Genomic DNA, 26989 nt, shown 5'->3' on the forward strand with positions numbered 1-26989 from the left:
AGGTCCGCATTACGCCCTGGTTTATTCCAGCGCCAACTGGACCTTGACCGATCGGCTACGGTCGGCGGCAGCCTCGAACGCCTCCAGTGCCTTGTCCAGCGGATAGCGGCCGGTAATGATCGGCCCAACATCAATGCGCCCGCTGTCGATCAGCGACACAGCCAGCTCAAACTCTTGATCAAAGCGGTGTGTGCCGCGCAGCGAGATTTCCTTTCCCACCAGCACATTCAGGGGAATCGTCTGGTCACCCGTAACACCGACCTGCACAATGGTGCCGCAAGGGCGTACGGCGGACATGGCATCGCGCATGGCGCTGGGCGCTGCCGAGCACTCAAAGACGACGTCAAATTGGCCTTTGTCGGCATACCAGGGCTCCAGCGCCCCCCCGTTGCGAACCATATTCAGCGTCTCATCGGCACCCATCTGGCGGGCGACCTCCAGCGTGGCATCCTGGATATCCGTCGCCACAATATGTTTGGCGCCACCTTCGCGAGCTGCCGCCACGCACAACGATCCTATGGGGCCGGCCCCCGTGACCAGTACCTGCTTGCCCGTCATATCGCCTGCGCGGCTCCGGGCGTGCAGCGCCACAGATAGCGGTTCGGCGCAAGCAGCGTGCGCCAGAGAGGTGGCATTGCGCAGCGGGATGCATTGTTCAGCTTGAACAATCATGTGCTGGCGAAATCCGCCCTGCTCATGAGGCGTGCGCATGGCAGACCCGGAAAAGCGCATTTCAAGACAGTGGCGCGGCATGCCTTCCTGGCAATAGCGGCAGCGGCCGCATGCCCGACTGGGATTGAATGCCACCTTCATGCCGACCTGGAGATGAGAGACTCCGCTGCCCAACGCCGCAACAGTGCCCGATACTTCGTGCCCCAGTATGATGGGCTCTTTGACACGGATGGGACCGAAGCCGCCATCCTGGTAATAGTGCAGATCGGAACCGCAGATTCCACCAAACCCCATCCGCAGCAAGACCTCGCCAGGGCCCGGGTCGCCGATGACGTCGGTTTCTATGCGTATGTCGTTCTGGGCATAGAGGCGGCAGACACGTGTTTTCATAAGACACTCTCAAAAAAATAGCCGTCAGCGGTGCATCCGGATCGATGAAGAGACGGCACTCATCGGGTCAACGTCACTGCATCAGCGTCGTGGGCAACCACGTGGCCAGCGGCGGAATATATGAGACCAGAAACAGCACGATGATATTGGTGATGATATAAGGGAAGATGGCCCGTACGATAGGCGACAGCGGCAGTCTGGCAATGTTCGCGCAGACAAACAGGCACACCCCCACGGGGGGAGTCGTGAGCCCGATCATCAGGTTCAACACCGCGAAGGTCGCAAAGTGTAGCGGATCGATGCCCACGCTTTGCGCCAGCGTGAGCAGCGGCACAAACAAAATGATGAGCGCGGCGATGGTTTCCATGAACATGCCTACGATCAGCAGCAGTATGTTCACCATCAGGATGATGGCGTATTTGTTGTGGGTGACGCCCAGCACAGCATGTGCGATGGTTTGCGGGATACGTTCGGACACCAGAATCCAGCCGAACACATTCGCGAAACCGACCAGCATCAGAATCGCCGCTGAGGCGATGGCACTGTCGATGACGAGCTTGGGCACCTTGCGAAAGTCCAGATCCCCGTAGACGAAGCGCCCGACGACCAGGGCATAGAGGCAAGCCACTATTGCCGTTTCCGTTGGCGTGGCCACGCCGGTCATCAGACCACCAACGATGAGCAGCGTCATGAATATCGCCCAGAACGCCCCCAGAAAGGATTTGAACAGCTCACTGAACCCCTGCCAGGGCTGGCGGGGGAAATTGCGCTTCACGGCAATGATGTAGGTGGTCACCATCATGGCCAATCCCATGAGGATGCCCGGTATGGCGCCGGCCAGAAACATCTGACCCACGGAGATTCCCGACAACGCCCCCACGATAATCATGGGGACACTGGGCGGAATAATGGGGCCCACCGTCGATGAAGCCGCAGTGACCGCGGCCGAGAAGGCGGCGGGATAGCCTGATCTGGTCATCCCCGGAATCAGTACGCCGCCCAGCGACGCCGCATCGGCCACGGCCGTGCCGGAAATGCCACCGAACAGCATGGAACCCGCCACGTTCGTCAGGCCAAGCCCGCCACGCATCCAGCCCACCCCCGCATTGGCGAACCGGATAATGCGCTCGGTGATGCCGCCGCTGTTCATGAGGTTGCCCGCAAGAATGAATCCGGGAATGCACAACAGGACGAAAGAATCGATGCCCGCAAACATTTTTTGCGGCATGACAACGATGGGGATGCCTTGATACAGCAAATAAGAGGCGGAAGCGACCCCTAGTGTAATGGCCACAGGCAAGCCGATCAGCAAACCGAGGGCAAACACGCCGAACAGGATGGCCAGGCTCATGCGTCTTCCTCCAGGGGTAGGTGGGCAGGCAGACCGTCGGTGGTGCCCAACAGCATGCCTATGATGCGCAGAATGGAAAACGCCAGCAGGGAAATGACCGCGACCAGCATGGATGCCTGGATAAAGTCCATGCGCCAGCCCAGCGCGGGCGATGTCTGGATGGCGCCGATTTCAGTAAATTGCCAGGCGGGCTGCAGCAGCATGATGCAAAACACGGCGGTAATGCCCGCAGCCAGTAGCCGCAGCATCCACGGCTTGCGGCCTTTCAGGCTTTCGCAGAACAAATCCACGTTGACAAGGTCTCCAGAGGGCAGAGACGGACCCAATCCGAAACCGGCGAGAAAGAGCAGTCCGAAGCGCGACAGCTCCTCCGTCCAGAGAGGAGAGTCTGGCAGCACATTGCGCCCGATCAGCTGAATGGTGACCGACACAATGATGGCAAAAAATGCAAGCCCCGCAAGATAGCGGCATAGCTTTTCAATTAGCATGGAGATGGTGTTCATGGAAAGAATCCCAGCGTATGCAAGAGACCGGGCCGCACTTGAGGAGCATCACATGCGGCGCCGCTGCGCCCGCATAATGTCGGCGCCCGTATCGGAACTTGCCGGCATTTTGTCGGCAAGGACTCCGGAGAGGCAGCCTATTGCTGCTTCATGATTTCTTCCACGTATTTCTTGACCTCGCCCTGCACATTGGCGAGCACAGCATCGTGCGCCTTCTTGGCAAAAGCCTTCTGATCAACATCGACAAACGTCATGCCGGCATTCTTCAGGTCCTGTTCCAGCTGCTTTTCGTCTTTCAGGAATAGGTCGCGCTCGTAGGCCTGGGCTGTCTTGGCCGCCTGCATGACGGCCTGCTGGTCTTCCTTGGACAGCTTGTTCCAGGTAATCGTGGATATCGTCAGGTAGATCCAGCTGCGCACATGCTCAGTACGGTTCACGTACTTCTGGACTTCGTTGAAGTTCGCGGATTTGATCAGGGCCAGCGGATTTTCCTGAGCATCGATGGTTCCGTTCTGCAGCGACGTAAAAACCTCGGAGAAGGCCATGGGCGTGGGCCGGGCGCCCAGGGCCTTCCACACAGCCATGAACAGCGGCACATTGGGCACGCGCATTTTCAGGCCCTTCAAATCGTCAGGTGTATGTATAGGCCGATTGGAAGTCAGATCGCGCGGGCCGCGTGCAAAATAGGCAATGGGACGGATACGGGCTTTTTCTTCGATTTGCTGTTCGATCTTCTTGCCGATATTGCCTCCGGCTACTTTATCCAGGCCCTCCAGCGAATGAACGGCATAGGGAATCGCCAGCAGGGCGGCGAGCGGCGCCCAGTTCTGCAGGCTCTCGCCGGTGATGGTCATGTCCACCGTGCCCAGCTGCATGCCTTTGATCAGGTCCATCTCTTTGCCCAATGACCCATTGGGATAGACCTCGACCTTGACGCGCCCATCGGTCAGCTTCGATACTTCATCGGCAAACTTGAGCGAAGCCTTGTGCCAGGTGGTCTGTTCGTTGGCCAGGTGTCCGAGCTTGAGCGTGGTTTCCGCGGCACCCGCTGTTCCCGCTGCGCAAGCAAAGGCCAGGCTCAAGGTGCCTGCGGCCAGGGACTTCAGTATTCTAAGGTTTGATGTTTTCATGAAATTGTCTCCTCCGTATGGGATCGGGTAGCAGGGGGTGCTTCTTAGATCGGAATCAAGCTGGATCGGCTGTCGTCGAACAAATCCGGATGCGCGGTTCTGATTTCGGGCAAGTCGTGCAGTATCTGTCGTAAATGCATGCGTATCGCCTTGTCCGCCCCAGAGGCATCCTGATGCTCTATGGCATTCACGATGGCCGTATGCTGGGTAATCAGCCTTGGCAATTGCATCTGGTTGAAGCTGAGGTATCGAACGCGATCCATTTGCGCCTTGATGCCTTCGGTGACTTTCCATGCGTGCGCAACGCCCGCGGCTTCCGCCAGCGTGCGGTGAAACAGTTCGTCCAGCCCCAGGAATTCGGCGGGATGGTCGGCTGAGACTTCTTTCTGACGGCTTAGCTGGGCGCGCAACTCGCGCACGATATGGGTATCACCCAATGCGATGATGCGCTTCACCACATCGGCCTCTATGGCTTCGCGAACAAATCGCGCTTCCAGGACGGCCTCTTCCGATATCCGGCGCACCAGCGTGCCACGCTGGGGCCGCACTTCCACCAGGCCTTCTTCACTGAGCTTGATGAAAGCCTCGCGCACAGGTTGCCGGCTCACGGAGAACGTGGCCGCGCATTCAGACTCCGACAGCCTCGTACCGGGCAAAAACTGGCCACGGATAATCTGCTGACGCAGGATTTGATGTATCTGCGGCCCGATGGCGCTCGACTGCACGATTGTCGTGTCTGGCGGATATACGATAGTGCTCATGCGTAGTATCATACTTCCATACTAGTCTACTATTCAAGTCATGATGCGAATTGAAGAGGAAGGAAAATGAGACAGACGTGGCGTTGGTTCGGTCCCAGTGATGCAGTCAGCGTGGACGACATGCTGCAGGCGGGTGCTCAAGGGACCGTGTCAGCTTTGCATCATGTTCCCGTCGGGGATGTATGGTCTGTGGAAGAAATTCAGGCGCGACAGGCATTGATTGCCCACATGTCCGATGGCTCGCCATCCGGGCTGCAATGGGAGGTCGTCGAAAGCCTGCCGGTCTCCGAAGACATCAAGAAGCAGCGTGGCAACTGGCGGGAGCATGTCGAGAACTACAAAACCAGTCTGCGTCACCTGGCCCAATGCGGCATCGAGGTGGTGTGCTACAACTTCATGCCCGTTCTGGACTGGACGCGAACGGATCTGCAGTGGCGCCTGCCGCACGGCGGCACCTGCATGCGTTTCGACTACGCCGATTTTGCGGCATTCGATATCCATATCCTGCGCCGGCCTGGGGCGGCTGAATCGTTTCCCGCGGAACTGGTCGAGATGGCGCAGGCTCGCTACATGGCCATGGACGATGCGCATAAGGAACAATTGGCTGCCAACGTCGTGTTTGGTTTGCCGGGCGCCGCGGAGCACCTGAGCCTGGCGGACGTACGCATGCACCTGCAGGAATATAGCCGCATCGATGAGGATTGTTTGCGACGCCATTTCCATGACTTCCTGGAAGAGGTGGCGCCCGTTGCCCAAGCGTTGGGGCTGCGGCTATGCTGCCATCCCGATGACCCGCCTTACGCCTTGCTGGGCTTGCCGCGCATCATGTCGACCGAGGCAGACTACACCGCTCTGATGAAGGCTGTCGATATACCGGCCAATGGCATCACGCTCTGTTCCGGATCCTTGGGCGCACGCGCGGACAACGATTTGCCGGGCATGATGCAGCGCCTTGGCGACCGTGTGCACTTCCTGCACTTGCGCAACGTGCATCGCGAAACAGACGCGCTCTTCGGCTCCTTCCATGAAGCAGCGCATCTGGGTGGAGACACCGATATGGTGGCATTGATCGCTGCGGCCATACAGGAAGAACGCCGGCGCCGCGCAGCCGGCCGTCCGGATGCCTCCATCCCGTTTCGTCCGGATCACGGACAGGACATTCTGGATGACCTGAAGCGCAAGGCACAGCCGGGCTATCCGGCCATCGGCAGGCTGCGGGGGCTGGCCGAGCTGCGCGGCATCGTAACCGCACTCGAGCACGCCGATTTCGGGCTGGCGGCATGAAACTGCCGCGCCTGAATGCCGAATGGCTGAAGGAGGCGCAGGAAGCAGCGGCCGGGCCACGTGCCGGCCACGCCCCAGGAAGTCCAGCCACAGCCGGGGCTCATTCCTCCACGGCCGACAAAGGTATCAATGGGATTGAATCACGCGGCGCCTCCCTGCCGATGTACCACCGTGAGGCTTGCGGCGTAGGCATCGTGCATCTTGGCGTTGGAAATTTTCACAGAGCGCATCAGGCCGTCTATACCGACGAGGTGCTTGCGCGACAAAGCGGGGATTGGCGCATCCTGGGCGTAAGTCTGCGCAGCGAGAACATTGCCCGCATCCTGAATGAGCAAGATGGCCTGTACACACTGCTCATTCGCGGCGAGGGAGGCACACATGCGCATGTGATCGGCAGTATTGCAGGCGCGGTGGCCGCCTCGCGCAGTCTGGCGCCGGTACTGACTGCGCTCATCAGTCCGAAAACGCGTATTGTGACGCTGACTGTAACGGAAAAAGCCTACGGCATCGATCGGGCCAGCGGCGCAGTTTCCTCGCTGCATCCGGCCGTCATGCACGATTTGGCTAACCCCGACCAGCCGGCAGGCGTGCTGGGGCTACTGGTGTGGGGCTTGCGACACCGCCGCCAGCGGCAATTGGCGCCATTCTCCGTCTTGTGCTGCGACAATCTGCCAGAAAATGGCCGATTGCTGCGTGCCGGCGTGTGTGATCTGGCGGAGCGCACCGAAGCCGGGCTGGGCGGCTGGATAGCCGAACACGTGGCCTTTCCATGTTCCATGGTAGACAGAATCACACCGTCTCCCACTGATCAGACGCTGAGGGATGCCGCTTTGGCCACCGGATGCGACGACTTGGCCGCAGTGGAAACGGAGCCATTCAGCATGTGGGTCGTCGAGGACCATTTCCCGGCCGGCCGGCCTGCATGGGAGCGCGCTGGCGCGCTGATGGTGCATGATGTGGCGCCCTACGAGCGCATGAAGCTTCGCATGCTAAATGGTGCGCATTCGCTGCTGGCCTATGCCGGCCATGTGGCCGGCCACGCGTATGTTCGAGACGCCATGCGCGACGACGCCCTGTCGCGCCGGGTCGATGAGTATCTGCGGGCAGCGGCAGCCACGCTGCAGCCGCTGCCCGCCGTGGATTTCAGCACCTATGCCGCTGATTTGCGGCGCCGCTTCGCCAATCCTTCCATAGCCCACAAGACCAGCCAGATCGCCATGGACGGCACGGAGAAGCTGCCGCAGCGCATACTGGAAGCGGCGGCGGACAGCCTGGCAAAGGAAATGCCCACAAAAATCTTTGCCTTCGCCACGGCAGCCTGGATGCGTTACAGCCTGGGCATCACGGATGCCGGAGAACAGTATGATTTGAATGACCCCCGGGCGGGGGAAATTACATCGGCGGTACGTCGGGTATCGGGCGCACCCCATGCTCCCGACCTTCACAGCCTGCGCAGCTACGCCGTGCATGCCTCCGCACTGTCCGCAGCCCTGATGGGCTTGCCAGGGCTTTTCCCCCCGTCTTTGCTACAGTCCCCGGCGTGGCGGGAGCAAGTAAGCGGCTATTTGCGGGTAATGCTGGACAAAGGCATGACGGCGGCATTGCAGGATGCGGATTGAGGGCGAGTGAATGGTAGATATCAGCGGGCCGCGCTGCGAGCCCATCGAACAGGCCCACTACAGCAGCGTCTCCATTTCCCGCGCAGCCTTGCTCAGATAGGGAAGTTGCTTTTTTGCGTGCTCCAGCGACATCCGTGCGGTGGGCGCGTGCATTGCCACCACAGCACGGACATCGCCATGTGAATCGTACACCGGGACGGCAACAGCGATGAGCCCGGCAATGAACTCTTCCCTATCGGTCGAATAGCCGAGCTCACGGATCTCCCTGCACTCGTTCTCCAGATCTACCAAACTCGTGATCGTGGAAGGGGTTTTGGCATCGAGCTTCAGATGAGCCACAATCTGCGAAAACTCTTTCGGAGGCAAATGCGCGAGCATCATTTTGCCGCTGGCAGTGCAATGCAGCGGAACATGTGAGCCCACATCGAGAATCAAACGCAGCGGCCATTGCGACTCTACCCGGTCCAAATAGACCACCTCAGTGCCGTCCAGCGTCGTGAAATTGCAGGTTTCCTCGACCTGCTTGACAAGTTCAATCAGCACCTGGTGACGCAAACTCTGAATGGAACGGTGATTGAGCGTACTCAAAGCGAGCCTGCGCAAGGCACTGCCTATTCCATAGCTGCGTGCGTCGATGTCCCGAGCGAGAAATCCCATGTCCACTAGCTGCGCGCACAATCGGTGAGCGGTGCCCTTGGGGATGTCCAGTTGCTCTGTGATCTCCGCCAAGGATATCGCACGTCCATGCTTGGACACTACGTCCATGATGCGCAAAACCCTGCCGGCGGAGCTATTTTTCGGGTTCATTCCATTATTTGCAGTCATATGTCTATAAGTGGAACCAAAACCTCGGGAAACTTCCTAGCGAAAACATGAAATTCCGCCTTGTGGGCGTTTCCTGAATTCTATAGTATGTATAGAACGTTTTGTTCCATTTTATCGTCTTCAATGGAATGGATATGTCGGGCACGAAAGAATATTTCGATTTCATCGTGGTAGGCGCTGGCTCCGCAGGCTGCGTTCTGGCATCCCGACTAAGCCAAGATCAGAAAATAAGAGTATTGATACTGGAGGCGGGACCTCCGGATCATTCCATATGGCTGCATCTGCCCATAGGGTATGGAAAGACCATGTGGAGCTCCAAGTACAACTGGTGCCTGTACACAGATCCCGATCCGAATATGAACGGGCGCAACCTGTACTGGCCACGAGGAAAAACACTGGGCGGATCCAGTGCAATCAATGGCCTGATCTACATTCGTGGGCAAAAAGAAGATTACGACCATTGGGCGGCGCTCGGCAACAAGGGTTGGAGCTACGACGACGTACTGCCTTATTTCATCAAGGCGGAAACCAACGAGCGCGGCGCGTCCGATTATCACGGAGATACCGGCCCACTCAAGGTATCCAACATTCCCTGCAAGCACGAACTGATAGAAGCATTCATTCAGGGAGCGCAGCAAATAGGAATTCCTCGCAATGAAGATTTCAACGGCGCCAGTCAGGAAGGGGCGGGATATTATCAACTAACCACATGGAAAGGATGGCGCTGCAGCACCGCAACGGGCTACCTAAAGCCCGCACGAGGCCGCGCCAACCTGGTCGTCCGCAGCCGCGCTCGCGCCACGCGAATACTGTTCGATGACAAGCAGGCCGCAGGCGTAACGTACCTGCACGAAGGAACTGAACATACGGCATCGTTGGCGGAGGGCGGCGAGGTATTGTTGTCCGCGGGTGCGATTCACTCACCCCAGTTGCTGCAATTGTCTGGCGTTGGCCCGCCAACCTTGCTGGAGCGCCTTGGCATTCCTGTCGTGGCGCCGCTACCAGGCGTGGGAAGTTCACTTCAGGATCACTTGCAGCTGCGCCTGGGATTTGAGTGCAGCAAACCGATAACCACAAACGACGAACTCAATTCCTGGCTGGGTAAATGCCGGATAGGCATGCAATGGCTGCTGCATCGGGGTGGCCCTCTGGCGGTAGGCATAAACCAAGGCGGCTGCTTCATGCGAGCGCTGCGCGGCAGAGATGAAAGACCCGACATCCAGTTCCATGTCGGAACCTTGTCGGCCGACATGGCAGGCGGCAAAGTGCATCCTTATTCCGGCTTCACCTTTTCAGTCTGCCAGCTTCGCCCCGAATCACAAGGTCATGTCCGAGCCAGATCCATAAACCCGCTCGACACACCCGAAATACAACCAAATTATCTTGCGACGGATCTCGACCAGCGCACGGCTGTAGCAGCCATACGCCAGGCACGCGCAATAGCGCAATCGGATGCGATGCGCCCTTACGTCAAACGTGAGGTCAAGCCAGGCCTGGACAAGGTCACGGACGAAGATCTCCTGGAATTTGCGCGCGATGACGGAGCAACCATATTTCACCCAAGCAGCACATGCAAGATGGGGCCGCAAGGCGACGCCATGGCGGTCCTGGACGAACGGCTTCGGGTCCGCGGCGTGCATGGCTTGCGTGTCGTGGATGGTTCGGCCATGCCGACGCTGGTTTCAGGAAACACCAATGCACCCATTGTGATGATGGCTGAGAAAGCGGCAGACATGATTCAGGAAGACAGAAAAACAGCCTGAAGCACGGGCATCTTAAAACCAATAGTAGGGAGCTGATGGGTATGAATAATATACGCGAGCCGGCGCCGGCACTGCTCCGAGTCATTGCAGTGTTGGAGTTTCCATCCATCCTCATAGGCAAGCTGGCAGGATGGCTGATACTGCCGCTGGTCGGGGCGCTCGTTTATGAAGTCACCGCACGGTATGTCTTCAATAGCCCAACAATATGGGCGTATGACGTCACATATATGCTTGGAGGCACCCTGTTCATGTTGGGATCAGCTTATGCCCTGCAGACGGGAAGCCATGTCAAGGCTGACTTTCTTATGGCTGCGCTACGGCCGCGCTGGCAGGCCTTGATCGATGTCGTGCTCTATCTGGTTTTGTACTTCCCAGCCATGTTCCTGTTCCTGGACTACGGCCTTCGTTTCGCTGCGCAGTCCTGGTCGCAGCATGAAACCTATCCTCAAAGCCCGTGGATGCCCATCATCTACCCGTTGAAAACCGTCATTCCAATCACCCTGGTGCTTCTTCTAATCCAAGGAGTGGCCGAACTGATCAAGGCGGTGTGGGTGCTGCGAAACGACGCCCCTTTTCCAAAAAGCGAGTAGCCAAAAATGACTGATCCTATGCTGGGCCTCATTTCCTTGCTCGTGGCCGTCGTGGGCGTGCTGACGGGCTTTCCAATGGCCTTTGTGTTTATCTTCGTCGCCTTGTTATTTGGCTTCATGGCGATCGGACAACAGGTCTTCAATCTGCTGACGTACCAGTTCTTTGCATTGATGACCAATGTCGAGCTGACGGCGGTCCCTCTTTTCCTGTTCATGGGTTATGTCCTTGAGCAATCGGGGTTGATGGATCGCATGTTCAAGGCCTTGCAAATGATTCTGGGCGGAATCAAAGGCTCACTTTATGTAATCGTTCTGGCAACCGCGACACTGTTCGCGGCAGCGACGGGCATCGTTGGTGCTTCCGTAACGGTTCTAGGCGTAATGGCCGCCCCCATGCTGATCCGGAGCAACTATGACACGCGCCTGTCAGCCGGCAGCATCGCCGCAGGTGGAACGCTCGGGATACTGATTCCCCCAAGCATCATGCTGATTGTTATGGGCCCGCTCGTGGGAGTGCCTGTATCTACCCTGTTCGCCGCAGCGGTTATCCCAGGACTGCTGCTGGCTGTTGTCTACATTATCTATACAATCATTCGCTGCCATTTCAATCCCGCTCTCGGCCCCGCACTCAAATACGACGGGCCTCATCTATCCGCGCTGGCCAAAACGCGCGAACTGATAGTCGGGATAATTCCCATCACCATCGTAATCATGGCAACGCTCGGGCTGATCATCGGCGGCATTACCACGCCTACCGACGCCGCGGCAACGGGCGCATTTGCATCGCTTGTGCTGACCGCCCTTTTCGGGCGCCTGAAATGGAAGCCGTTGAAGACAGCCGTATTTCGCACTCTGGAGACCAGCGCATTCATCATGTTCCTGATTGGCGCGGCGAACTTCTTTGGCGCCGTATTTGCAAGAATGGGCAGCGGACGGCTGATCACCGAAACCCTCACCGCGCTGCAGGTATCCCCCACGGTCATGCTGCTGCTGATGCTTTTCATGATATTCGTGCTTGGTGGGCCGCTGGAGTGGATTCCCATCGTACTGGTGGTGGTGCCCATACTGCTGCCCGTCGCGCAGGACCTCGGGTTCGACATGCTTTGGTTTTGTATCCTGATCGCCGTAACGCTGCAGACCTCGTGGCTGACTCCGCCCCTGGCACTGTCGTCATACTTCCTGAAAGGTGTCGTGCCTCAGTGGAGCATGAAAGACATTTACCTGGGCATGGTGCAATTTGTTGCTCTGCAGATCCTCGTTGTTTTCCTTCTCATAAATTTCCCCATATTGGTGCATTGGCTCCCGCAGGTCACCGGCCTGCTGGATTGAAGTACGCGTCAAGGAGAATGCCATGGCTTGAATCAATTTGAGTGTGGTTCTTTCACTCACGCCCTCAAATCAAAGGAACACACTGGAGGGTAGACTAAGGAGGAGTAGAAATGCTCGACAAGACAAAAACCAGATTGGCTGGGGCTCTAATCGCATGCGCATCACTGGGCTTGTGCGTGCCCGCAGCAGCGAATGCCGCGGACAAAGACATTCATGAGTTCTCCATCCAAACCGCAGTCCCATCTGCCAGTCTTTACTTCAAACTGCTGCAGAAATTCTCAAAGCAAATCGACATCATGTCCAACGGCCGTCTTAAGGCGGAGGTGCTGGCCGCAGGCGCGGTAGTGGGGCCATTCCAGATTCTGGATTCCGTCAGCAACGGTGTCATCAAGGCTGGCTACGTCTGGCCCAATTATTTCTCCGGCAAGAATTCCGCCTACGTATTGTTCTCAAACGCACCTGCCAGTACGGGCCTGGACCAACGCAGCCTGGTTGCCTGGTACTACAACGGGGGAGGCGAGGCGCTATACCAAGAGCTGATGGACAAGATGCACTTCAACGTCAAAGCGTTCATGGTGCAGCCCATGGGGCCGGATCCCCTGGGCTGGTTCAAGGAGCCGATCGAGAGCATGGATGACTTTAAGAACTTCAAGTACCGCTCGCCTCCTGGCATCCCCGGGGAAACCTATAAAAACATGGGTGTTGCATCGGTGGCGCTTCCGGGCGGAGATATTGTGCCATCGGCCCAGCGTGGGGTTATTGATGCCGCCGAGTGGATCGGCCCGGCAGATGATCGCAATCTCGGTCTTCAGAAAATCTGGAAATATTATTATTTACAAGGCCTGCACCAGCAGACCGACGTAGGCCAGATATTCATCAATGGAGATTTTTGGAAATCGTTGCCGCCCGATCTCCAGGAAATCATCAAAGTCGCGGCAAAGGCAAGCATCGCCGAAACATTCAACGCCGACATCTACGATAATGCCATGGCTTTGCATCAGTTCCAGGACAAGGAGGATGTCAAGGTACTTGATACACCAGAGGACTATTACCCGAAATTCATTGCCGCTGAAAGGAAAGTAACCGAGAAGTATGCGCAGGAGAATCCGTTCTTCAAAAAAGTCCTGGATTCACAAACCGAGTTCGCAAAAATGGTGTATCCATATCGCTCGCGCATTCTGACCCTCTATGACAGGATGCTCAAAGCAGCTCACGAGCAGCACGAGGCGGAGAAGAAATAGAACCCTGTATCTGGCGTTGGCAGGGAACGCCCAGAAAGCGGCCGGCTTCGCCTACCAGGCAAGCCGGCCGCACGCCATTCGCGAAAACAGGCACGGCGACGGCACCTGTCCTTACTCTCGTAACATTTGTCATCGTTCAAAGAAACAAAGTGCCCAAGCCTTCAGCGACGAGAGACCTCAATTTCATTGCGAACTTCCTTAACGCCCGGGCAGTTTTTCGCCATTAGTTCAGCATGCCGCCAGGCCTCCCGGTCAGGAAGAAAGCCCGTCAGACGAACACATCCCCTATTCACGTCAATCGACACGGCCTCATCGGCCAAGCCACTTTCCGCCAGGCTTGCGTGGATGCTCTCTCGTATCCGTTCATCATCCTGACTGTAGTCCGGTGGTGGGTAAATATGAGTCGGACTTTCGGGGTCGGGAGGTCTCTCACCCAGTTTCTGGTGCGCTCGCCCATAATCCCCCGCCTTGCCAAACTGTCGCCCCTCGGCGTAGGACCGGTAATCCACCTCCGCTTTTTCCCCCTGGGGCATGCGAGGGCTGCTGGGGATGCGCCCATCTTCAGTATTGCCTGCCGGCTGCCCATCGTGATCGCGTGGCCCGCCATCCGCCTCGCGGTTGTTACCCTGCTGCTTTCTCTCGTTCATTTGATTACCTGTTTCCTCGTTGGCCCACATCACCACGCCAGGTCTCCCTACGTCTGGTAGCTGGCAATAATTTCGCCCTCAATGCGACCCGTGGCCTTCATGTCGTCCAATAGCAAGCGGGCGTGCTCTTCGCTCAGCGCCATGATCGTGGTGCCGAATGTAACGTCGACGCCATGCCACACTATTTCGTGCGGTTTCCATATGCGTCCTTCCGCGTCGACATATGGCCGGCGCGTTACAAGAGACTTATAAGAAGGATATTCGGCAGCAGCCATGCATGAACCCCTTGTGCCATAAGACGGTTCTTCGCAGGCGGATTGAGGTAATTCTTACCGCCTGTCCAAAGATTTTTCCAACCGCCGCCATAAGCCTGCCACGTCGGAGTCGTATGCCATCCAATCGGCAAGCTACGGGTTCGATTATCAATGCCTCGATCCCCAGCAAATGTCGTTCCTCCAAGGCGGTGCTGCCAGGATAAATCGCTTCTGAGGACGACCAAGGAGATACGCGGGCATGGGGTTTGCCGTGGATTAACGACTACATGCCCTGAAAGGTAAGTCATGAGCATAGATTGGTCTGGGATGTTTGGGTTCTCCATGTCGCCGTGGGAACTGATGCTTCGCGGTACGGCTATGTATTGGTTTATCTTTATTGCGCTACGCGTGGCCGGACGACGGGATCTGGGATCATTCAGCACTACAGACATGCTCTTGCTCGTGCTTATTGCGGACGCGGCACAGAACGGTATGGCCGCTCAATATAACAGCGTCACAGAGGGTGCATTGCTTGTTCTTACATTGGTGTTCTGGAGCGCTGCTTCCAACCGAATCGCATACTTCTTTCCTGCAACCCGCCCCTTCTTCGAGCCCCGCAGAATACTGCTTATAAAGGATGGAAAGTTGCAACGGCGTGGAATGCGACGTGAGTATGTAAGCGAAGACGAGCTGATGGAGGAACTGCGGCTGCATGAGATCAACAACGTTGCGGAAGTGCTGTATGCATATATCGAATCAACCGGCGATATCAGCATCAAGAAAAAATCGAATGAACCGAAGGATGCCTTCTGGCGACCTCCCAAAGACCCGTAAGCGCGAAGGTGGAACTGAAGCAGCATTACGTCGAGGAGAAATATCATGACTAAGGCCAGAATTGAGCCGGGAATCAAAAGCATCAATCCGTCGAGAGAATCCGACTTGGAAAAGAACAAAGACAGAATACGCAGGGAGAAGGATGTCCTGCCTGAGCTCGGGCTCAAGCGTCCCGACAAATCCAATAAGCCTCAAGCGGACGCGCCACTTGGCACTGGCGTGGATTCAGACCAATGAAGAGGTTTGTACGTTGATGACCGTTATTGGCTATCCGTCAAACATGCGAAAGCTGCGGATTAAAGCAGCGGAGTAAAGCGATGAATGGAGAACAGTTGTGATTTGCCTGTACCACGAACAAAGCGGAGAACATGGCCCAGGTGGTTGTGTCGAAAGGTAATAGATGCATCGCACCATGGGCGACCAGTACTGCACTGACAGTCTGCAGCGTAACTCTGCTGTCATCGCGTGCCAGCATGTCGGCTATCCGCGCCGTAGCCGAAGAAAATAGATGCATGCCTCTTGTTCCTTGCCAGATGTAGCCAGGCATGCTGTTTGCGTGCATGACGCAATTGCCAGACAGGGGAGCGACATGGCCACACGCAGCAAAGCACGCAGTGCCGATACAACAGAAACAACTCGCAAGCAACAAGAGGTCCAGGCGCAGCAGGATAAAAAGGATGCCAAAAAGTCGGGTCAGAAGAAGGTTGCCGGGTCGGCACGCCAGACGGGCAGCCGGCGGCATCCCCAACCTCCGCTGCCTGAACAACACTTGAAGAAGCCCGGGCTTGAGCGAAACATGGTCCCGCGGCCTCAATACATGGCGCCAACGTATCGTGGCAGCGGCAAGCTTGAAGGATTCGCCGCCATCGTCACGGGCGGCGACTCCGGCATAGGCCGAGCCGTATCCATATTGTTTGCGCGCGAAGGAGCGGATGTAGCCGTTGTATATCTGGACGAACATGCGGATGCGGAAGAGACAGGGCGGGCTGTCGAAGCCGAGGGCAGGACCTGCCTGCTCATTCCGGGAGACGTGAAGGATCCGGAATTTTGCCGCAAGGCGGTGCAGGAAGCGATCGATGCCTTCGGCAAGCTCGACGTGCTCGTCAACAATGCAGGCTTTCAGGAGCATGCCGGCGCGCTGGAAGACATTACCGATGAGCGGTTCGACGAAACCATGCGCACGAACGTCTATGGCTATTTTTACATGGCGCGGGCGGCGGTTCCGTACATGAGCGCGGGCAGCAGCATCATCAACACCGGCTCAGTGACAGGCTTGCGAGGTCATGGCACGCTGCTTGACTACTCAAGCACCAAAGGCGCTATCCATGCATTCACCATGTCTCTGGCGTCGAACCTGATTAAGAAAGGCATACGCGTGAACGCAGTTGCTCCGGGCCCGATCTGGACGCCGCTCAATCCTGCAGACCAGCCGGCCAAGAAAATCAAGTCCTTCGGTGAAGGCACTTCCATGCAGCGACCGGGCCAGCCCGAGGAATTGTCTCCTGCGTATGTTTACCTGGCGTCTCCAGTATGTTCCAGCTTTGTCACCGGTATCGTCCTTCCGGTGACAGGAAGCCCCGGATAACATAGCGACTCCGTAAGCACTGCATGACAGGCAGGCATACCCTGGGCCTCGGCCGCAACAACGCTATGGCTTCAGGTCAAGTACGTAGACGGGCGATGTCCCCGTCCGGCGACTGTAGTTCTGGAAGTAAAGGCGGTTCTGCTCTCTATCCATGCCCAGCACGCCTGGATAATCGTCTATGGCAAGCTTGTGCCAGTTGCTACCGCCATCGTCCGAGTAGTAATAGGCCTCGGCCGACACGGAAAATTCGTCGCGAGCGCCGAAGCGCAACCAACGCGGCAACTTCAAGTCGCTGTCCACTTCGGCCACCAAGGTGCCCCGGGAGGCCCAAAAATTGCGGATTCTGCTTTTGCCCAGGAGCCCGAACGGATCAGGTGTATTCGGCAGGGGCTCCCAACGCAAGGTTTCAGCGTTCAAGCGCGCAATCGTCCCGTGCCGGGCGCCTTCGTGATCCAGCACGGCATATGCCGGCCCGCCTTGCGCCTGCGCCAATCCGTCAATATAAAGATCATCGATATGGAGCACCTCGTCCACCGTCCAGCCAGCCCCGTGATGACTCAGCACCAGTCTGTCGGTACGCTTGGCTTGATGCCACCGGGACTTCCCCGCCTCGTCCTTGGGCGCATGGTAACCAACCATGCGGGAAACCCAGAGCACCACCTTTTCCTTCGAGATATAGGTCAGGTAATAGATCACACGCTGATCCTGTTCCACATCGACCTGCGAGCCTGCCGGCAGGCTCTCCATAATGTCCTCGAGCGAACTAAGAGATTCAGAAGGTATGGCTATCGAATGAGCCGTATCTCCTCCATCGGCCGACAGTGCAATATAGGGCCGGCGATCACCCCACTCATAGGGCGAGTAAGTTAGCCAAAGCTCGTCCCGGGAAACAAAATCGGCCTGAAAATGGGCGCCATTCAAATCAATACTGGAGAACGCTTTGCCCGTATATTCCGTCCAGTTGGCACCACCATCCGACGACTCGAAAGTAGCCGGCGGGTTCGCCGTATCGTTGCGCAGACTGGTCATCAGCAGCACACGCCGGGATTCAGGTACGGAAATTAGGCAGGCTTCGCCACGCACATAGAACAGAGGCTGCAGCGCGCCATCGGATGTCAGGCGCGAGAGCATTGTGAAATGGTCGGAGTAAGTCCGGTATGGAGGATTGTCCGGGCCCGCTACCAGCGCGGCGATATCCCGGACAGCGCCGCTCTTCTCGAGCTTCTTCAAGCCTGACCAGAAATCGCCATATCCCAGATACCAGAGTTCTCCTCCCGCCCGAACCACGCCATCGCAACGCCCTTCATACGGCGTGCCGATCTGCGCCAGGTTCGCTTTATCAGCGGCGACAGTACGGTGAGGCTGCGAGCCTGTCCACCCCAGCTTTCCAGCGGCAATCACGCCGACGACGCCATAGAAAACAACCACCACCAGCCCGTTGGACATTGCCAGCATGGCACGCGGCAGCAGCGCCCGGTTTCCGGATTCACGCCGGGAACGCCGCCCACACACAATGACATACGCAACCCAGGTGGCCATTGCATTGGCTACCCATATCCATATGAGCCAGCCCCAGACCAGATGCATGAGGTCTTCGGGCCGGCGAAATGCATCCGAGGACAGAATCAAAGCGGCGAGCAAGCCGATCAGCGCATACGTGGCACCCAGCAACAAGGCGAGCAGCACGACAGGGATGGTGCGCCAAAGGCCACTTCTGCCTGGATCGCGCCACCACGCCACCACCCACACAGGCAGGGACAAGACAATGGGTGTGACCAAGATGGACCAATTGATGCTGACACCAAGCGTACGCTCCCACTCGCCCACAAACATGACATAGTCACTGTCTGAAAACAGAACCAGATAAAGATGCGCCCAGCCCAGCCCTACCATGAAAATTGCAGTAAACAGAGAAAAAGCGAAAAACGCCCTCCTGCCCCTACTGTCCGTTGCGGAAGCATCTTTCTCCGGCGCAAAGCACAAGGCCGAAACAGGCAGCCACGCCAGCAGAACCGTTGCCACGGTAGCGATTGGCGGTGAGAAGAACACGATATACAACAGCCGCTGGACCGGGTCGAAGTTCTCAAAGGCTGACATCGATCCGGCCATGGCAGAGCCCACGACGGCATAGATATACTCCAGCCCTGTTAGCAGCATCAGAAGCGCGAGAAAGAAATAGAGGGGCCAAAAACGGAAAACCCGGCCTTGCCTGGCATGCCGCTTTGGCGGCGTCGCAAGCAGCAACACGGGAATCAGGCAGAACAAGGCGCGAGCCGGGAAACTCAACCATTCCCAATGCGCGAGCAGCGTGGCCAGGCAACCGTCCTCGCCACAGTACTGAGCATCCTCCAGCCAGGCCCCTGCAAGGCGAACCAGGATGATGGCCACAGCCGCCAGCAACATCATGACAAATACGACGGGCATCCTACGGGATGCCTGGGATTGCTTCATTGCTTCTCCTGTCTGCTCGGATCGAAACTGCCACGCTTAGCTGCACAACCAGCCACCGGAGGAATCTTGTTCGATGACCAGAGCACGATCGGGGCGTCCTGGACGGCGGGTAGCTTGTTGTCAAATTGTTCTAATAAAATACTGCGAGGAAAGAACTGAATATATTGTCAGTGCGTATGGTAAATCCTCATGGACGCGGAGGCGAGTTTGCTGGGCCGGATTGAATCATTGCTTGCCCCTTTTCCGCCCGAGGAGCCCCGGCTGCCTCCTGGCGGCCTGTTGCCCTTCCTCTGGTTTTGCACGCGCGGATCACGGCGCTACCTCGTCGCGCTGGCAACATTGAGCGCCGCCGTGTCTATCTATGAGGCCTGGCTGTTTGCCTTCCTGGGACAGGTGGTGGACCTGCTTTCCGCCTGGCAGGCCGGGGAACCGGCATCGGCGCATGAACGTCATGTTCTGTGGGGCATAGGCGCTGTACTGGCAGCCAGCATCGTGCTCGTGGCCCTGCGCACGCTGGTTCAGCATCAGGTGTTGGCCATCAACCTGCCGCTGCGCCTGCGCTGGGATTTCCACCGCCTGATGTTGCGGCAAAGCCTGTCTTTCTTCGCCGATGAGTTTGCGGGGCGCGTCACCACGAAAGTCATGCAGACCGCGCTGGCGGTACGTGACGTGTTGCTGACCTTTTCCGAAATTACGATCGGTATCGGCGTGTACTTCTTCACCATCATCGCGCTGGCGGGTGGATTCGATTTGCGCCTCATGATCCCCTTTATTGCATGGATCACGCTATATGGGCTGGCCATGGGGTATTTCGTGCCGCGCCTGGGCAAAGTCGGGCAGCAACAAGCCCACGCCCGTTCGTCCATGACGGGGCGCGTAACCGATGCCTATGCCAATATCAGTACTGTCAAGTTGTTTTCGCATACTCGGCGCGAAGCCCGCTTCGCCCGCGCGGCAATGGAGGACTTCAAACACACGGGATATCGCCAGATGCGGCTAGTCAGCCAGTTTGAGGCAATCAACCAGGTTCTGGTCACCGGCCTGATTTTTGGCGCGGGCGGCTACGCGCTTTGGCTCTGGCACAGCGGCGAAGTTGGCACCGGCGCAGTCGCCGCCGTCACGGCAATGGCCTTGCGGGTCAATGGCATGTCGCAGTGGGTCATGTGGGAGATGGCCTCGTTGTTCGAGAGTATCGGCACCGTCCAGGACGGCATCGCCACGCTGACCCGGCCGACGAAGGTACAAGATGCGCCCGATGCGTCCGAACTGAAGGTGGAACGCGGCGGGGTGATATTCGATGACGTCGCATTCAATTACAACGGCGAGCGCCAGGTATTCGATGGCTTGAAGCTCAACGTCCGCCCCGGCGAGAAGATAGGTCTGGTGGGCCGTTCTGGCGCAGGCAAGTCCACACTTATAAGCCTTCTGCTGCGTTTTTATGATGTGGACCGCGGTCGTATTCTCATCGACGGCCAGGACATCGCTTGCGTTACACAAGACAGCCTGCGCGCCGCCATCGGCATGGTGACTCAGGACACATCGCTCTTGCATCGCTCCATTCGCGACAATATCGCCTATGGCCGTCCCGATGCCAGCGAAGCGGATATCCAGGACGCGGCCAAGCTGGCTCAGGCACATGAATTCATCCAGCAATTGAGCGATCCGCAAGGCAACAGCGGCTATGAAACCCTGGTGGGCGAGCGCGGGGTAAAGCTGTCTGGCGGCCAGCGCCAGCGCATCGCGATTGCCCGCGTCATGCTCAAGAATGCGCCTATTCTGCTGCTGGACGAAGCAACCAGCGCGCTCGACTCGGAGGTGGAGATTGCCATACAGGAAAGCCTGTACAAAATGATGGCAGGTAAAACCGTCATTGCCATCGCTCACCGCCTGTCCACCATTGCCGCCATGGACCGCCTTATTGTCCTGGACGAGGGACGTATTGTCGAAGAAGGCAGCCACACCGAACTGCTCCAGAAAGACGGCATCTATGCCCGTCTGTGGCGGCATCAGAGCGGAGGGTTTCTGGCCTAGTTCACAACGAAACCGTATGTGTTGTGCATGCACGCTTATATGCAGGTGGCCGAGCCATTCAGCTACAGCGCTTCGGCATGGCGCCAACGCGAAACGCTATCGGCCACACCTACGGTCTATGGTTTGCTCGGCTTAGCCTGCGTCCGCCGTACTCGGCAAGACAGATGCCCGCCAGAATCATCGCCAAGGCAATCGCGTGGTACGAGAGAAAGGCTTCTCCAAGAACGGCAACCGACAATAGCGCGCCCCACAGCGGCAACAGATTGATGAACAGACCTGCCCGATTCGCGCCGATAAGCTCCACCGCCTTGATGTAGAAGACCTGAGAAATCAGAGATGGAAAGATGACAATGTAGATAATTGCCAGCCAGCCCCACGTATCAGGGATCAAGGTGTCGCCCCGAACCGCCTCGAAAGCCAGCATGGGCAGCGCCGCCAAGGTGGCACCCACGCAAAGCATGAACATCAGGCTTGCCCAGTGTATTCGAGGCTTGTTGCGCAATGCGGCGGTATAAAAGCCATATGCGACGACGGCGACAAGCATCAAAGCATCGCCGAAATTGACATCGAGACTAATGATCCGGCTCAGGTCGCCGCGCATCGCAATGACAATGACGCCCACGAAGGAAAGCATAAAGCCAACCGCTTGCGCCATGCCTATGCGGCTGGAAAAAAGAATGAAACTGGCGGCGAATACGAATAGGGGCATGCCTCCCTGCAGGATGCTGGCATTGATTGCGGTGGTGTACACAAGCGCATAGTAGAGCGCCACACTAAAGACGGTGAACCCTAGCGCACCCAGAAACAGCAGATAGCTCAGCCGCGGCCGGATGGCGGGCCAATCGGCGTAAATCTGCTTCCTCCCGAATATATACAGCACCACCATCACGCTCGCCCATCGGATGGTGGCAAGCACCATGGGCGAAGCATGGCCCACGGCCAACTTTCCGGCGATTGAATTGCCCGCCCAGAAAAATGTTGTCAACGCCAGAAGAATGTAGGCTTTAAAGATGGCATGTCCCCGAGTAAAGCCTGGGAATCATCCCATGCTTCCGTTGATGTGTGGCAATAATATATCGCGGCAATGCAAGACGGGTCAGCGCTTGCTCAACCCCGCCCCGACAGCTCAGGTGCAAGCTGAATTCCCAAATCAGATGTGGGGTCTGCCAAAACCCGCCTGAATACATCGCATACTTCTTGCTCGACGAGTTTGACGGCATGTGTGATGGGACGATTGGACGCCTTGACCATCATCAGACGGGTCATCACCACGGGTTCGACAATCGGACGCGCCAGCAGCCTGCCGCTTGCCAGTTCCTCGCGCGCGGCAGGCAGCGCCAGCGTGGCATGCGCCAAACCGGCGGCGGCGATTTCACACATAAGGTCCAGATTGTCCATCTCGTACTGGATGTTGAGCTTCACGCCGCGCATCCCGGCGGCCGCCTCCATAGTGCGTCGCAGGCCGTGATTATGCGTCGGGAGCACCAAGGGCAGGTGGGGAATCTCCAGAAGCGGAACGGCTGACTTGCCAAGGCGTTCCGCCGGCGCCAGCACATGAGGCGCGGACATGAGATAAAGCTGCATGTCGGCGATATGCTGAACCGCGACGTACTGAGATCTGCGCGCATCGTGCAAGATGGCCAAATCCACACGGGCGCTGGCAAGCCATTCGTGTACATAACCACTGTAGCCAGAAACCACGTTCAATCTCAACCTTGGAAACTTGCGCCTCAAGCTGGTCAACAGCGGCATGCCAATCAGCTTGCTCACCGTGGGGGTCAAGCCCAATGTGATTTCGCCGGATGGCGACGCAGATTGATCGCGCAGCCGATTAGCCGCCATGTCGATTTGACGCATCAATGGACGCATTTCGTCCAAGAAGGCCTCTCCGGCGGGCGTCAGCGATACGCCTCGCCCATGACGATACAGCAGCCGGGCCCCGTATTCGTTCTCCAGCTTTTGAACCTGTCTACTCAGAGAGGGCTGGGCGATTCCGATGACTGTTGCAGCACGGGAAAAATTCCCCAGATCGGCTACCTGCATCAGATACTTCACACGGTTCAGATCCATATGAGTTTGCCGTCGATAAATCGCCCAAAGGGGTGCCTGAATGATGCAATTTGCACATAACTGATATATGTAGCACATCATTGATTGCATAGCCAGTTGCGCCCAATAATGAATCGAGCCTGTGCAAAACCATGGCTGCCCTGCGTGTTGACGACATTCTGATTGCGAGACCACGAGTGCCTACCTCTTCTCATGCCCTGTTGTCCGTGTTGGCGGCACATGGCGTAGATCGTATCTTTCTGGTCCCGGGAGAAAGCTACCTGGGAATTCTTGATGGCCTGAACGAATATCCGCACATCGATGTGGTGACTTGCCGACATGAGGCGGGGGCTGGCTTCATGGCCTGCGCCGATGGCCGATTGACGCGCCGGCCCGGCGTGGTCATGGTCAGCCGCGGCCCGGGCGCCAGCAATGCGGCCATCGCCATACATACCGCGCAGCAAGACGCCATCCCGCTGATCGTGATCGTGGGTCAAGTGCCAAAATCGCACTTGCGCAAACATGCGTTCCAGGAAATCGACTACCAGCACATGTACGGGACCATCGCAAAGTGGGTAGTGGAAGTATCCTCGCCCCAGGCTTTAGGCGAGGCGGCATTCAAGGCGATACGCGTTGCAACAACCGGCACACCGGGCCCCGTCGTGCTGGTGGTGCCGGAGGATGTCCAGCAGCAGGATGTGGACGAATTCAGTTGGATATCCCCCGGGCTCGCACCCACCACAGCCGAGAGAGCCACCCGCGACGAAATACGAACGCAGTTGCGGGATGCGCGCCGGCCCCTGTTGATTGCGGGCGGCATGATGGATCAACCAGGTGGACGCGCCGCACTGTTGGCGTTTGCGCAGGCATGGAATATCCCGGTAGCCGTCGCGTTCCGACGCCACGATCTGTTTCCCAACCGCAGCCCCCTATACGTCGGAGATCTAGGCTTGGCCAATCCGCGCGAGCAGATCGAGGCATTCAGGGAATGCGACCTGATACTCGCGCTAGGCACGCGGCTCGATGATGTTACGACCCAGGGCTATCGGTTTCCCAACCTGCCGCAGCCGTCTCAGACACTGATTCACTGCTACCCGGATCCTGCCATTGTCGGCGCGCACTTTACGCCCCGGATCGGACTGGCATGCAACCCGGTGACGCTGGCCCGCGATCTTATGCCCGAAGAACCCTTTGCTCCGGACGATGGGCGTCAAGCTTGGAACCACAGGTTGCGCGGCATCTACGAAAAGCTGGCAACCTGGCCCATTCATAACAATGACCACGCGCTGGATTTTGTCGGCGTGGTGCGGGCCGTCCAACGGTACGCGCCGGAGGACGCCATCGTCAGCCTGGACGCGGGCACCTTTGCCGCACCCGTCTATCGGCATTTCCCGTTCATGCCGCCACAACGCCTCATGGCGCCTCTTTCGGGAGCCATGGGATATGGCGTTCCCGCCGCTGTTGCGGCCCAGCTGCGCCATCCCGATCGCAAAGTGATCTGCATGGTGGGCGACGGCGGATTCATGATGACAGGGAATGAAATGATACTGGCGGCCAAACGCGCGCTGCCGATTCTATTCCTGCTGGCCAACAACCACCGTTACGGCTCCATACGGTTGCATCAAGATGCCCAATATCCCGGCCGCCATCTTGGGACGGACCTCTACAACCCCGATTTCCAGCATATCGCATCTGGTTTCGGGCTGCCCAGCAAAAGAATTTCCAGTCCGGAACAGATAGACGCCGCGATACAGGATGCCATGCGGAATCAGGGACCGCAGTTTTTGGAGTTCGCCACGCACCAACCATAAGCCCGGGAGTGGCAACAACAATGGAGACATCACCATGGCTTTTCTTGAAAGAATCATCATTTGGATAGAGCGAGTCTTTGATGTTGTAGCGGCACTGCTCATGATCGTGATCATGCTTATTGTGGTGCTGGACGTTTCCTTGCGCTACCTGCTCCATGCCCCACTGGTATGGGCCTATGACATGATCGGCCTGTATCTCATGGTGGGTGTATTTTTTCTATCCGTCTCAGGCACCTATGCAGCCCATAAGCACATAGGACTGGACATCGTGGTGCAACATCTCGGTCCGCGCGGGCGGCGTTACGCTGAAATCTTCACCTCGGTGGTCAGCATTCCCCTCTTCTTCTTTATCACCAAGGTTGGCGCCGAACGCGCCTATATCAATTTCATCCACAACGACGCCACATCCGGCCTGGTGGCATGGCCAACCTGGATTGCCTCCATACTGGTGCCGTTGGGTATAGGGCTGCTGCTGCTGCGATTGATATTCCGTTTGGCTGGCCAGATCGCAAGCCTGGCCACCGGACGGGATATGGTTGAGAACGCCCCGCTGATCACCAGTCAAGGCAGCGAGTAATTCATGACGGCGATCTCCATTACCCTGCTCCTGTTTTTCATGATGGCCATGGGCGTACCTGTCGGCTTCGCCATGGGGGTGAGCGGAGCCGTTGGCCTGTATGCGGTGGGCAATTGGGACATGCTGCTGGGCGTGCTGGAGACCGTGCCGCTCTCCACGGTCAGCTCCTATGAAATGATCACGATCCCGATGTTCCTGCTCATGGCCGAGCTGGTGCTCAAAAGCGGCATCGCGGATGATCTGTTCGACGCCGCAGCCGCATGGGTGGGCAGCCTGCGGGGCGGTCTAGGCATGGCCACAGCCATCGCGGGTGCCGGCTTCGGTGCCATTTGCGGAACCAGTACCGCCGCAGCCGCAACGCTGTCCGCCACAAGTCTTCCGGCCATGATCAAGCATGGATATGAGCCCAAGATGGCGGCTGGCGTCGTGGCCATTTCAGGCACGCTCGCCATGCTGATCCCGCCCAGCGTCGTGTTGATTATCTACGGCTTGCTGGCGGAAGCCAACATCGGGAGACTGCTGATCGCCGGCATCATTCCGGGCTTACTGATCGCCCTGACCATCATGCTGACGGTATATATCCTTGCAACGCTCAAGCCCTCTTCCGCGCCGGTGTCGCCCCGCAAGACCCTGTCCGAGAAAATCCACGTGCTCAAGGTCGTCGGACCGATGCTCGTCCTGATGATGATGGTCACGGGGGTTATTTATACCGGCGTGGCCACACCCACCGAAGCCTCCGCACTGGGCGCCTTCGGCGCATTGTTGATTGCGCTTCTGCGCCGCAAAGCCACCGCAAGCGTGGTCCTGGATGCCGCCAAGCAGGCAGCCCAGGGCACCTGCATGATCGCCATGATTCTTATGGGCGCCAGCATATTCGGCTATTTCTTTACACTCACTTCGGTCACCCAGGATCTCGTCCAATGGGTAGGTGGCCTCCATATGCAGCCATGGCTGATCATGCTGGGTGTATTCGCGGTGTACATAATCCTTGGCGCCTTCATGGACCAGATCGCCATCCTGGTGCTCACGGTGCCTGTCGTCTTGCCTGTCGTCATCGCACTCGGTTATGACCCCATCTGGTTTGGCGTACTGGTCATCGTGATCGCCGAGGTCGGCTTGTTGACCCCGCCCATGGGCCTGAACTGCTTCGTGGTGGCGTTTTATGCCAGGCGCCCCGTCACCGAGGTATTTGCCGGGATCTGGCCTCATGTGCTGGCCCATCTTGTGGCGATTGGCCTTCTACTGGCATTTCCACAAATCGTCTTGTGGCTGCCCTCCATGATGAAGTAAGC

The 26989-nt window shown here is 57.7% G+C and carries 25 protein-coding genes; 13 read left to right on the forward strand and 12 right to left on the reverse strand.

The window, feature by feature from the left end; all coding sequences use genetic code 11:
• Positions 1 to 21: 21 nt before the first annotated feature.
• The 5 genes from ERD78_RS11680 to ERD78_RS11700 form a co-directional block, all read right to left on the reverse strand.
• Complete coding sequence (locus ERD78_RS11680; protein ID WP_129969469.1) at positions 22 to 1062, reverse strand: L-idonate 5-dehydrogenase; 1041 nt, start codon at positions 1060 to 1062, stop codon at positions 22 to 24.
• Positions 1063 to 1135: 73 nt separating this feature from the next.
• Complete coding sequence (locus ERD78_RS11685) at positions 1136 to 2413, reverse strand: TRAP transporter large permease (protein ID WP_129969470.1); 1278 nt, start codon at positions 2411 to 2413, stop codon at positions 1136 to 1138.
• Positions 2410 to 2916 carry a TRAP transporter small permease gene (locus ERD78_RS11690; RefSeq protein ID WP_129969471.1) on the reverse strand — a complete coding sequence of 169 codons (507 nt, stop codon included), beginning with the start codon at positions 2914 to 2916 and terminating at the stop codon, positions 2410 to 2412. The genes ERD78_RS11685 and ERD78_RS11690 overlap by 4 nt, the downstream gene beginning before the upstream one ends.
• A 137-nt stretch (positions 2917 to 3053) precedes the next feature.
• Positions 3054 to 4046: a TRAP transporter substrate-binding protein gene (locus tag ERD78_RS11695; RefSeq protein ID WP_129969472.1), complete on the reverse strand. Its 993-nt coding sequence runs from the start codon at positions 4044 to 4046 to the stop codon at positions 3054 to 3056.
• Positions 4047 to 4090: 44 nt separating this feature from the next.
• The gene (locus ERD78_RS11700) at positions 4091 to 4807 is read right to left on the reverse strand and encodes a GntR family transcriptional regulator (RefSeq protein WP_129969473.1); all 717 of its coding nucleotides are present in this window, start codon (positions 4805 to 4807) and stop codon (positions 4091 to 4093) included.
• Positions 4808 to 4873: 66 nt separating this feature from the next.
• Here ERD78_RS11700 and uxuA point away from each other — a divergent pair, with 66 nt between their 5' ends.
• Both uxuA and ERD78_RS11710 read left to right on the forward strand, forming a co-directional pair.
• Entirely contained in the window at positions 4874 to 6091 is a 1218-nt protein-coding gene (uxuA, locus tag ERD78_RS11705; RefSeq protein WP_129969474.1) for a mannonate dehydratase, read from the forward strand.
• Positions 6088 to 7710 (forward strand): mannitol dehydrogenase family protein, encoded by a 1623-nt coding sequence (locus ERD78_RS11710; RefSeq protein WP_129969475.1) that lies wholly within the window; start codon positions 6088 to 6090, stop codon positions 7708 to 7710. Before uxuA ends, ERD78_RS11710 begins: the two co-directional genes overlap by 4 nt.
• 57 nt (positions 7711 to 7767) lie before the next feature.
• On the opposite strand, the gene ERD78_RS11715 is transcribed toward ERD78_RS11710, so the two are convergent.
• Entirely contained in the window at positions 7768 to 8517 is a 750-nt protein-coding gene (locus tag ERD78_RS11715; RefSeq protein ID WP_245152445.1) for an IclR family transcriptional regulator, read from the reverse strand.
• A gap of 152 nt (positions 8518 to 8669) precedes the next feature.
• Here ERD78_RS11715 and ERD78_RS11720 point away from each other — a divergent pair, with 152 nt between their 5' ends.
• From ERD78_RS11720 to ERD78_RS11735, 4 genes are all read left to right on the forward strand, one after another.
• Positions 8670 to 10298 carry a GMC family oxidoreductase gene (locus ERD78_RS11720; RefSeq protein ID WP_129969477.1) on the forward strand — a complete coding sequence of 543 codons (1629 nt, stop codon included), beginning with the start codon at positions 8670 to 8672 and terminating at the stop codon, positions 10296 to 10298.
• 41 nt (positions 10299 to 10339) lie between these two features.
• Positions 10340 to 10888, forward strand: a complete 549-nt coding sequence (locus ERD78_RS11725) for a TRAP transporter small permease subunit (RefSeq protein WP_167668917.1) — start codon at positions 10340 to 10342, stop codon at positions 10886 to 10888.
• A 6-nt stretch (positions 10889 to 10894) separates the two neighbouring features.
• On the forward strand, positions 10895 to 12217 hold the full coding sequence (locus ERD78_RS11730) for a TRAP transporter large permease (protein ID WP_129969479.1): 1323 nt from the start codon (positions 10895 to 10897) through the stop codon (positions 12215 to 12217).
• A 110-nt stretch (positions 12218 to 12327) separates the two neighbouring features.
• Complete coding sequence (locus ERD78_RS11735) at positions 12328 to 13458, forward strand: TRAP transporter substrate-binding protein (RefSeq protein ID WP_129969480.1); 1131 nt, start codon at positions 12328 to 12330, stop codon at positions 13456 to 13458.
• A 161-nt stretch (positions 13459 to 13619) separates the two neighbouring features.
• On the opposite strand, the gene ERD78_RS11740 is transcribed toward ERD78_RS11735, so the two are convergent.
• Positions 13620 to 14105: a BON domain-containing protein gene (locus tag ERD78_RS11740; protein ID WP_167668918.1), complete on the reverse strand. Its 486-nt coding sequence runs from the start codon at positions 14103 to 14105 to the stop codon at positions 13620 to 13622.
• 47 nt (positions 14106 to 14152) lie between these two features.
• Positions 14153 to 14380: a hypothetical protein gene (locus ERD78_RS11745; protein ID WP_129969482.1), complete on the reverse strand. Its 228-nt coding sequence runs from the start codon at positions 14378 to 14380 to the stop codon at positions 14153 to 14155.
• Between the two features lie 285 nt (positions 14381 to 14665).
• Here ERD78_RS11745 and ERD78_RS11750 point away from each other — a divergent pair, with 285 nt between their 5' ends.
• Together ERD78_RS11750 and ERD78_RS11755 are read left to right on the forward strand one after the other, a co-directional pair.
• On the forward strand, positions 14666 to 15193 hold the full coding sequence (locus ERD78_RS11750) for a DUF421 domain-containing protein (RefSeq protein ID WP_129969483.1): 528 nt from the start codon (positions 14666 to 14668) through the stop codon (positions 15191 to 15193).
• Positions 15194 to 15238: 45 nt separating this feature from the next.
• Positions 15239 to 15430 carry a hypothetical protein gene (locus ERD78_RS11755; RefSeq protein WP_129969484.1) on the forward strand — a complete coding sequence of 64 codons (192 nt, stop codon included), beginning with the start codon at positions 15239 to 15241 and terminating at the stop codon, positions 15428 to 15430.
• A 37-nt stretch (positions 15431 to 15467) separates the two neighbouring features.
• On the opposite strand, the gene ERD78_RS11760 is transcribed toward ERD78_RS11755, so the two are convergent.
• Positions 15468 to 15707 carry a hypothetical protein gene (locus ERD78_RS11760; RefSeq protein WP_129969485.1) on the reverse strand — a complete coding sequence of 80 codons (240 nt, stop codon included), beginning with the start codon at positions 15705 to 15707 and terminating at the stop codon, positions 15468 to 15470.
• A gap of 75 nt (positions 15708 to 15782) precedes the next feature.
• Between ERD78_RS11760 and ERD78_RS11765 the strand changes: the two genes are divergently transcribed.
• A complete protein-coding gene (locus tag ERD78_RS11765) occupies positions 15783 to 16778 on the forward strand; it encodes an SDR family oxidoreductase (protein ID WP_129969486.1) in 996 nt (331 codons plus the stop codon).
• A 63-nt stretch (positions 16779 to 16841) separates the two neighbouring features.
• Here ERD78_RS11765 and ERD78_RS11770 read toward each other — a convergent pair whose 3' ends face one another.
• Positions 16842 to 19229 carry an exo-alpha-sialidase gene (locus tag ERD78_RS11770; RefSeq protein ID WP_129969487.1) on the reverse strand — a complete coding sequence of 796 codons (2388 nt, stop codon included), beginning with the start codon at positions 19227 to 19229 and terminating at the stop codon, positions 16842 to 16844.
• Positions 19230 to 19418: 189 nt separating this feature from the next.
• Here ERD78_RS11770 and ERD78_RS11775 point away from each other — a divergent pair, with 189 nt between their 5' ends.
• Positions 19419 to 21260, forward strand: a complete 1842-nt coding sequence (locus tag ERD78_RS11775) for an ABC transporter ATP-binding protein (RefSeq protein WP_129969488.1) — start codon at positions 19419 to 19421, stop codon at positions 21258 to 21260.
• Positions 21261 to 21369: 109 nt separating this feature from the next.
• Here ERD78_RS11775 and ERD78_RS11780 read toward each other — a convergent pair whose 3' ends face one another.
• Entirely contained in the window at positions 21370 to 22272 is a 903-nt protein-coding gene (locus tag ERD78_RS11780) for a DMT family transporter (RefSeq protein WP_342365342.1), read from the reverse strand.
• A 95-nt stretch (positions 22273 to 22367) separates the two neighbouring features.
• Positions 22368 to 23330, reverse strand: coding sequence for a LysR family transcriptional regulator (locus ERD78_RS11785; protein ID WP_129969490.1), 963 nt, complete (start codon positions 23328 to 23330; stop codon positions 22368 to 22370).
• Positions 23331 to 23506: 176 nt separating this feature from the next.
• Here ERD78_RS11785 and ERD78_RS11790 point away from each other — a divergent pair, with 176 nt between their 5' ends.
• The 3 genes from ERD78_RS11790 to ERD78_RS11800 are packed head-to-tail and all read left to right on the forward strand — an operon-like array spanning position 23507 to position 26987.
• Positions 23507 to 25120, forward strand: coding sequence for a thiamine pyrophosphate-dependent enzyme (locus ERD78_RS11790; RefSeq protein ID WP_245152447.1), 1614 nt, complete (start codon positions 23507 to 23509; stop codon positions 25118 to 25120).
• A 34-nt stretch (positions 25121 to 25154) separates the two neighbouring features.
• Positions 25155 to 25697, forward strand: coding sequence for a TRAP transporter small permease (locus ERD78_RS11795; protein WP_167668919.1), 543 nt, complete (start codon positions 25155 to 25157; stop codon positions 25695 to 25697).
• A gap of 3 nt (positions 25698 to 25700) precedes the next feature.
• Positions 25701 to 26987, forward strand: a complete 1287-nt coding sequence (locus ERD78_RS11800) for a TRAP transporter large permease (protein WP_129969493.1) — start codon at positions 25701 to 25703, stop codon at positions 26985 to 26987.
• Positions 26988 to 26989 lie beyond the last annotated feature (2 nt).

Source organism: Allopusillimonas soli (assembly GCF_004153445.1).
GTDB classification, from domain to species: Bacteria; Pseudomonadota; Gammaproteobacteria; order Burkholderiales; family Burkholderiaceae_B; genus Allopusillimonas; species Allopusillimonas soli.

What these genes read in the sequence shown, in the direction of transcription:
- ERD78_RS11680 (WP_129969469.1), bottom strand. Translation starts at nt 1,062, where the DNA reads ATGAAAACACGTGTCTGCCGCCTCTATGCCCAGAACGACATACGCATA.
- ERD78_RS11685 (WP_129969470.1), bottom strand. Translation starts at nt 2,413, where the DNA reads ATGAGCCTGGCCATCCTGTTCGGCGTGTTTGCCCTCGGTTTGCTGATC.
- ERD78_RS11690 (WP_129969471.1), bottom strand. Translation starts at nt 2,916, where the DNA reads ATGAACACCATCTCCATGCTAATTGAAAAGCTATGCCGCTATCTTGCG.
- ERD78_RS11695 (WP_129969472.1), bottom strand. Translation starts at nt 4,046, where the DNA reads ATGAAAACATCAAACCTTAGAATACTGAAGTCCCTGGCCGCAGGCACC.
- ERD78_RS11700 (WP_129969473.1), bottom strand. Translation starts at nt 4,807, where the DNA reads ATGAGCACTATCGTATATCCGCCAGACACGACAATCGTGCAGTCGAGC.
- uxuA (WP_129969474.1), top strand. Translation starts at nt 4,874, where the DNA reads ATGAGACAGACGTGGCGTTGGTTCGGTCCCAGTGATGCAGTCAGCGTG.
- ERD78_RS11710 (WP_129969475.1), top strand. Translation starts at nt 6,088, where the DNA reads ATGAAACTGCCGCGCCTGAATGCCGAATGGCTGAAGGAGGCGCAGGAA.
- ERD78_RS11715 (WP_245152445.1), bottom strand. Translation starts at nt 8,517, where the DNA reads ATGAACCCGAAAAATAGCTCCGCCGGCAGGGTTTTGCGCATCATGGAC.
- ERD78_RS11720 (WP_129969477.1), top strand. Translation starts at nt 8,670, where the DNA reads ATGTCGGGCACGAAAGAATATTTCGATTTCATCGTGGTAGGCGCTGGC.
- ERD78_RS11725 (WP_167668917.1), top strand. Translation starts at nt 10,340, where the DNA reads ATGAATAATATACGCGAGCCGGCGCCGGCACTGCTCCGAGTCATTGCA.
- ERD78_RS11730 (WP_129969479.1), top strand. Translation starts at nt 10,895, where the DNA reads ATGACTGATCCTATGCTGGGCCTCATTTCCTTGCTCGTGGCCGTCGTG.
- ERD78_RS11735 (WP_129969480.1), top strand. Translation starts at nt 12,328, where the DNA reads ATGCTCGACAAGACAAAAACCAGATTGGCTGGGGCTCTAATCGCATGC.
- ERD78_RS11740 (WP_167668918.1), bottom strand. Translation starts at nt 14,105, where the DNA reads ATGAACGAGAGAAAGCAGCAGGGTAACAACCGCGAGGCGGATGGCGGG.
- ERD78_RS11745 (WP_129969482.1), bottom strand. Translation starts at nt 14,380, where the DNA reads ATGGCTGCTGCCGAATATCCTTCTTATAAGTCTCTTGTAACGCGCCGG.
- ERD78_RS11750 (WP_129969483.1), top strand. Translation starts at nt 14,666, where the DNA reads ATGAGCATAGATTGGTCTGGGATGTTTGGGTTCTCCATGTCGCCGTGG.
- ERD78_RS11755 (WP_129969484.1), top strand. Translation starts at nt 15,239, where the DNA reads ATGACTAAGGCCAGAATTGAGCCGGGAATCAAAAGCATCAATCCGTCG.
- ERD78_RS11760 (WP_129969485.1), bottom strand. Translation starts at nt 15,707, where the DNA reads ATGCATCTATTTTCTTCGGCTACGGCGCGGATAGCCGACATGCTGGCA.
- ERD78_RS11765 (WP_129969486.1), top strand. Translation starts at nt 15,783, where the DNA reads ATGGCCACACGCAGCAAAGCACGCAGTGCCGATACAACAGAAACAACT.
- ERD78_RS11770 (WP_129969487.1), bottom strand. Translation starts at nt 19,229, where the DNA reads ATGAAGCAATCCCAGGCATCCCGTAGGATGCCCGTCGTATTTGTCATG.
- ERD78_RS11775 (WP_129969488.1), top strand. Translation starts at nt 19,419, where the DNA reads ATGGACGCGGAGGCGAGTTTGCTGGGCCGGATTGAATCATTGCTTGCC.
- ERD78_RS11785 (WP_129969490.1), bottom strand. Translation starts at nt 23,330, where the DNA reads ATGGATCTGAACCGTGTGAAGTATCTGATGCAGGTAGCCGATCTGGGG.
- ERD78_RS11795 (WP_167668919.1), top strand. Translation starts at nt 25,155, where the DNA reads ATGGCTTTTCTTGAAAGAATCATCATTTGGATAGAGCGAGTCTTTGAT.
- ERD78_RS11800 (WP_129969493.1), top strand. Translation starts at nt 25,701, where the DNA reads ATGACGGCGATCTCCATTACCCTGCTCCTGTTTTTCATGATGGCCATG.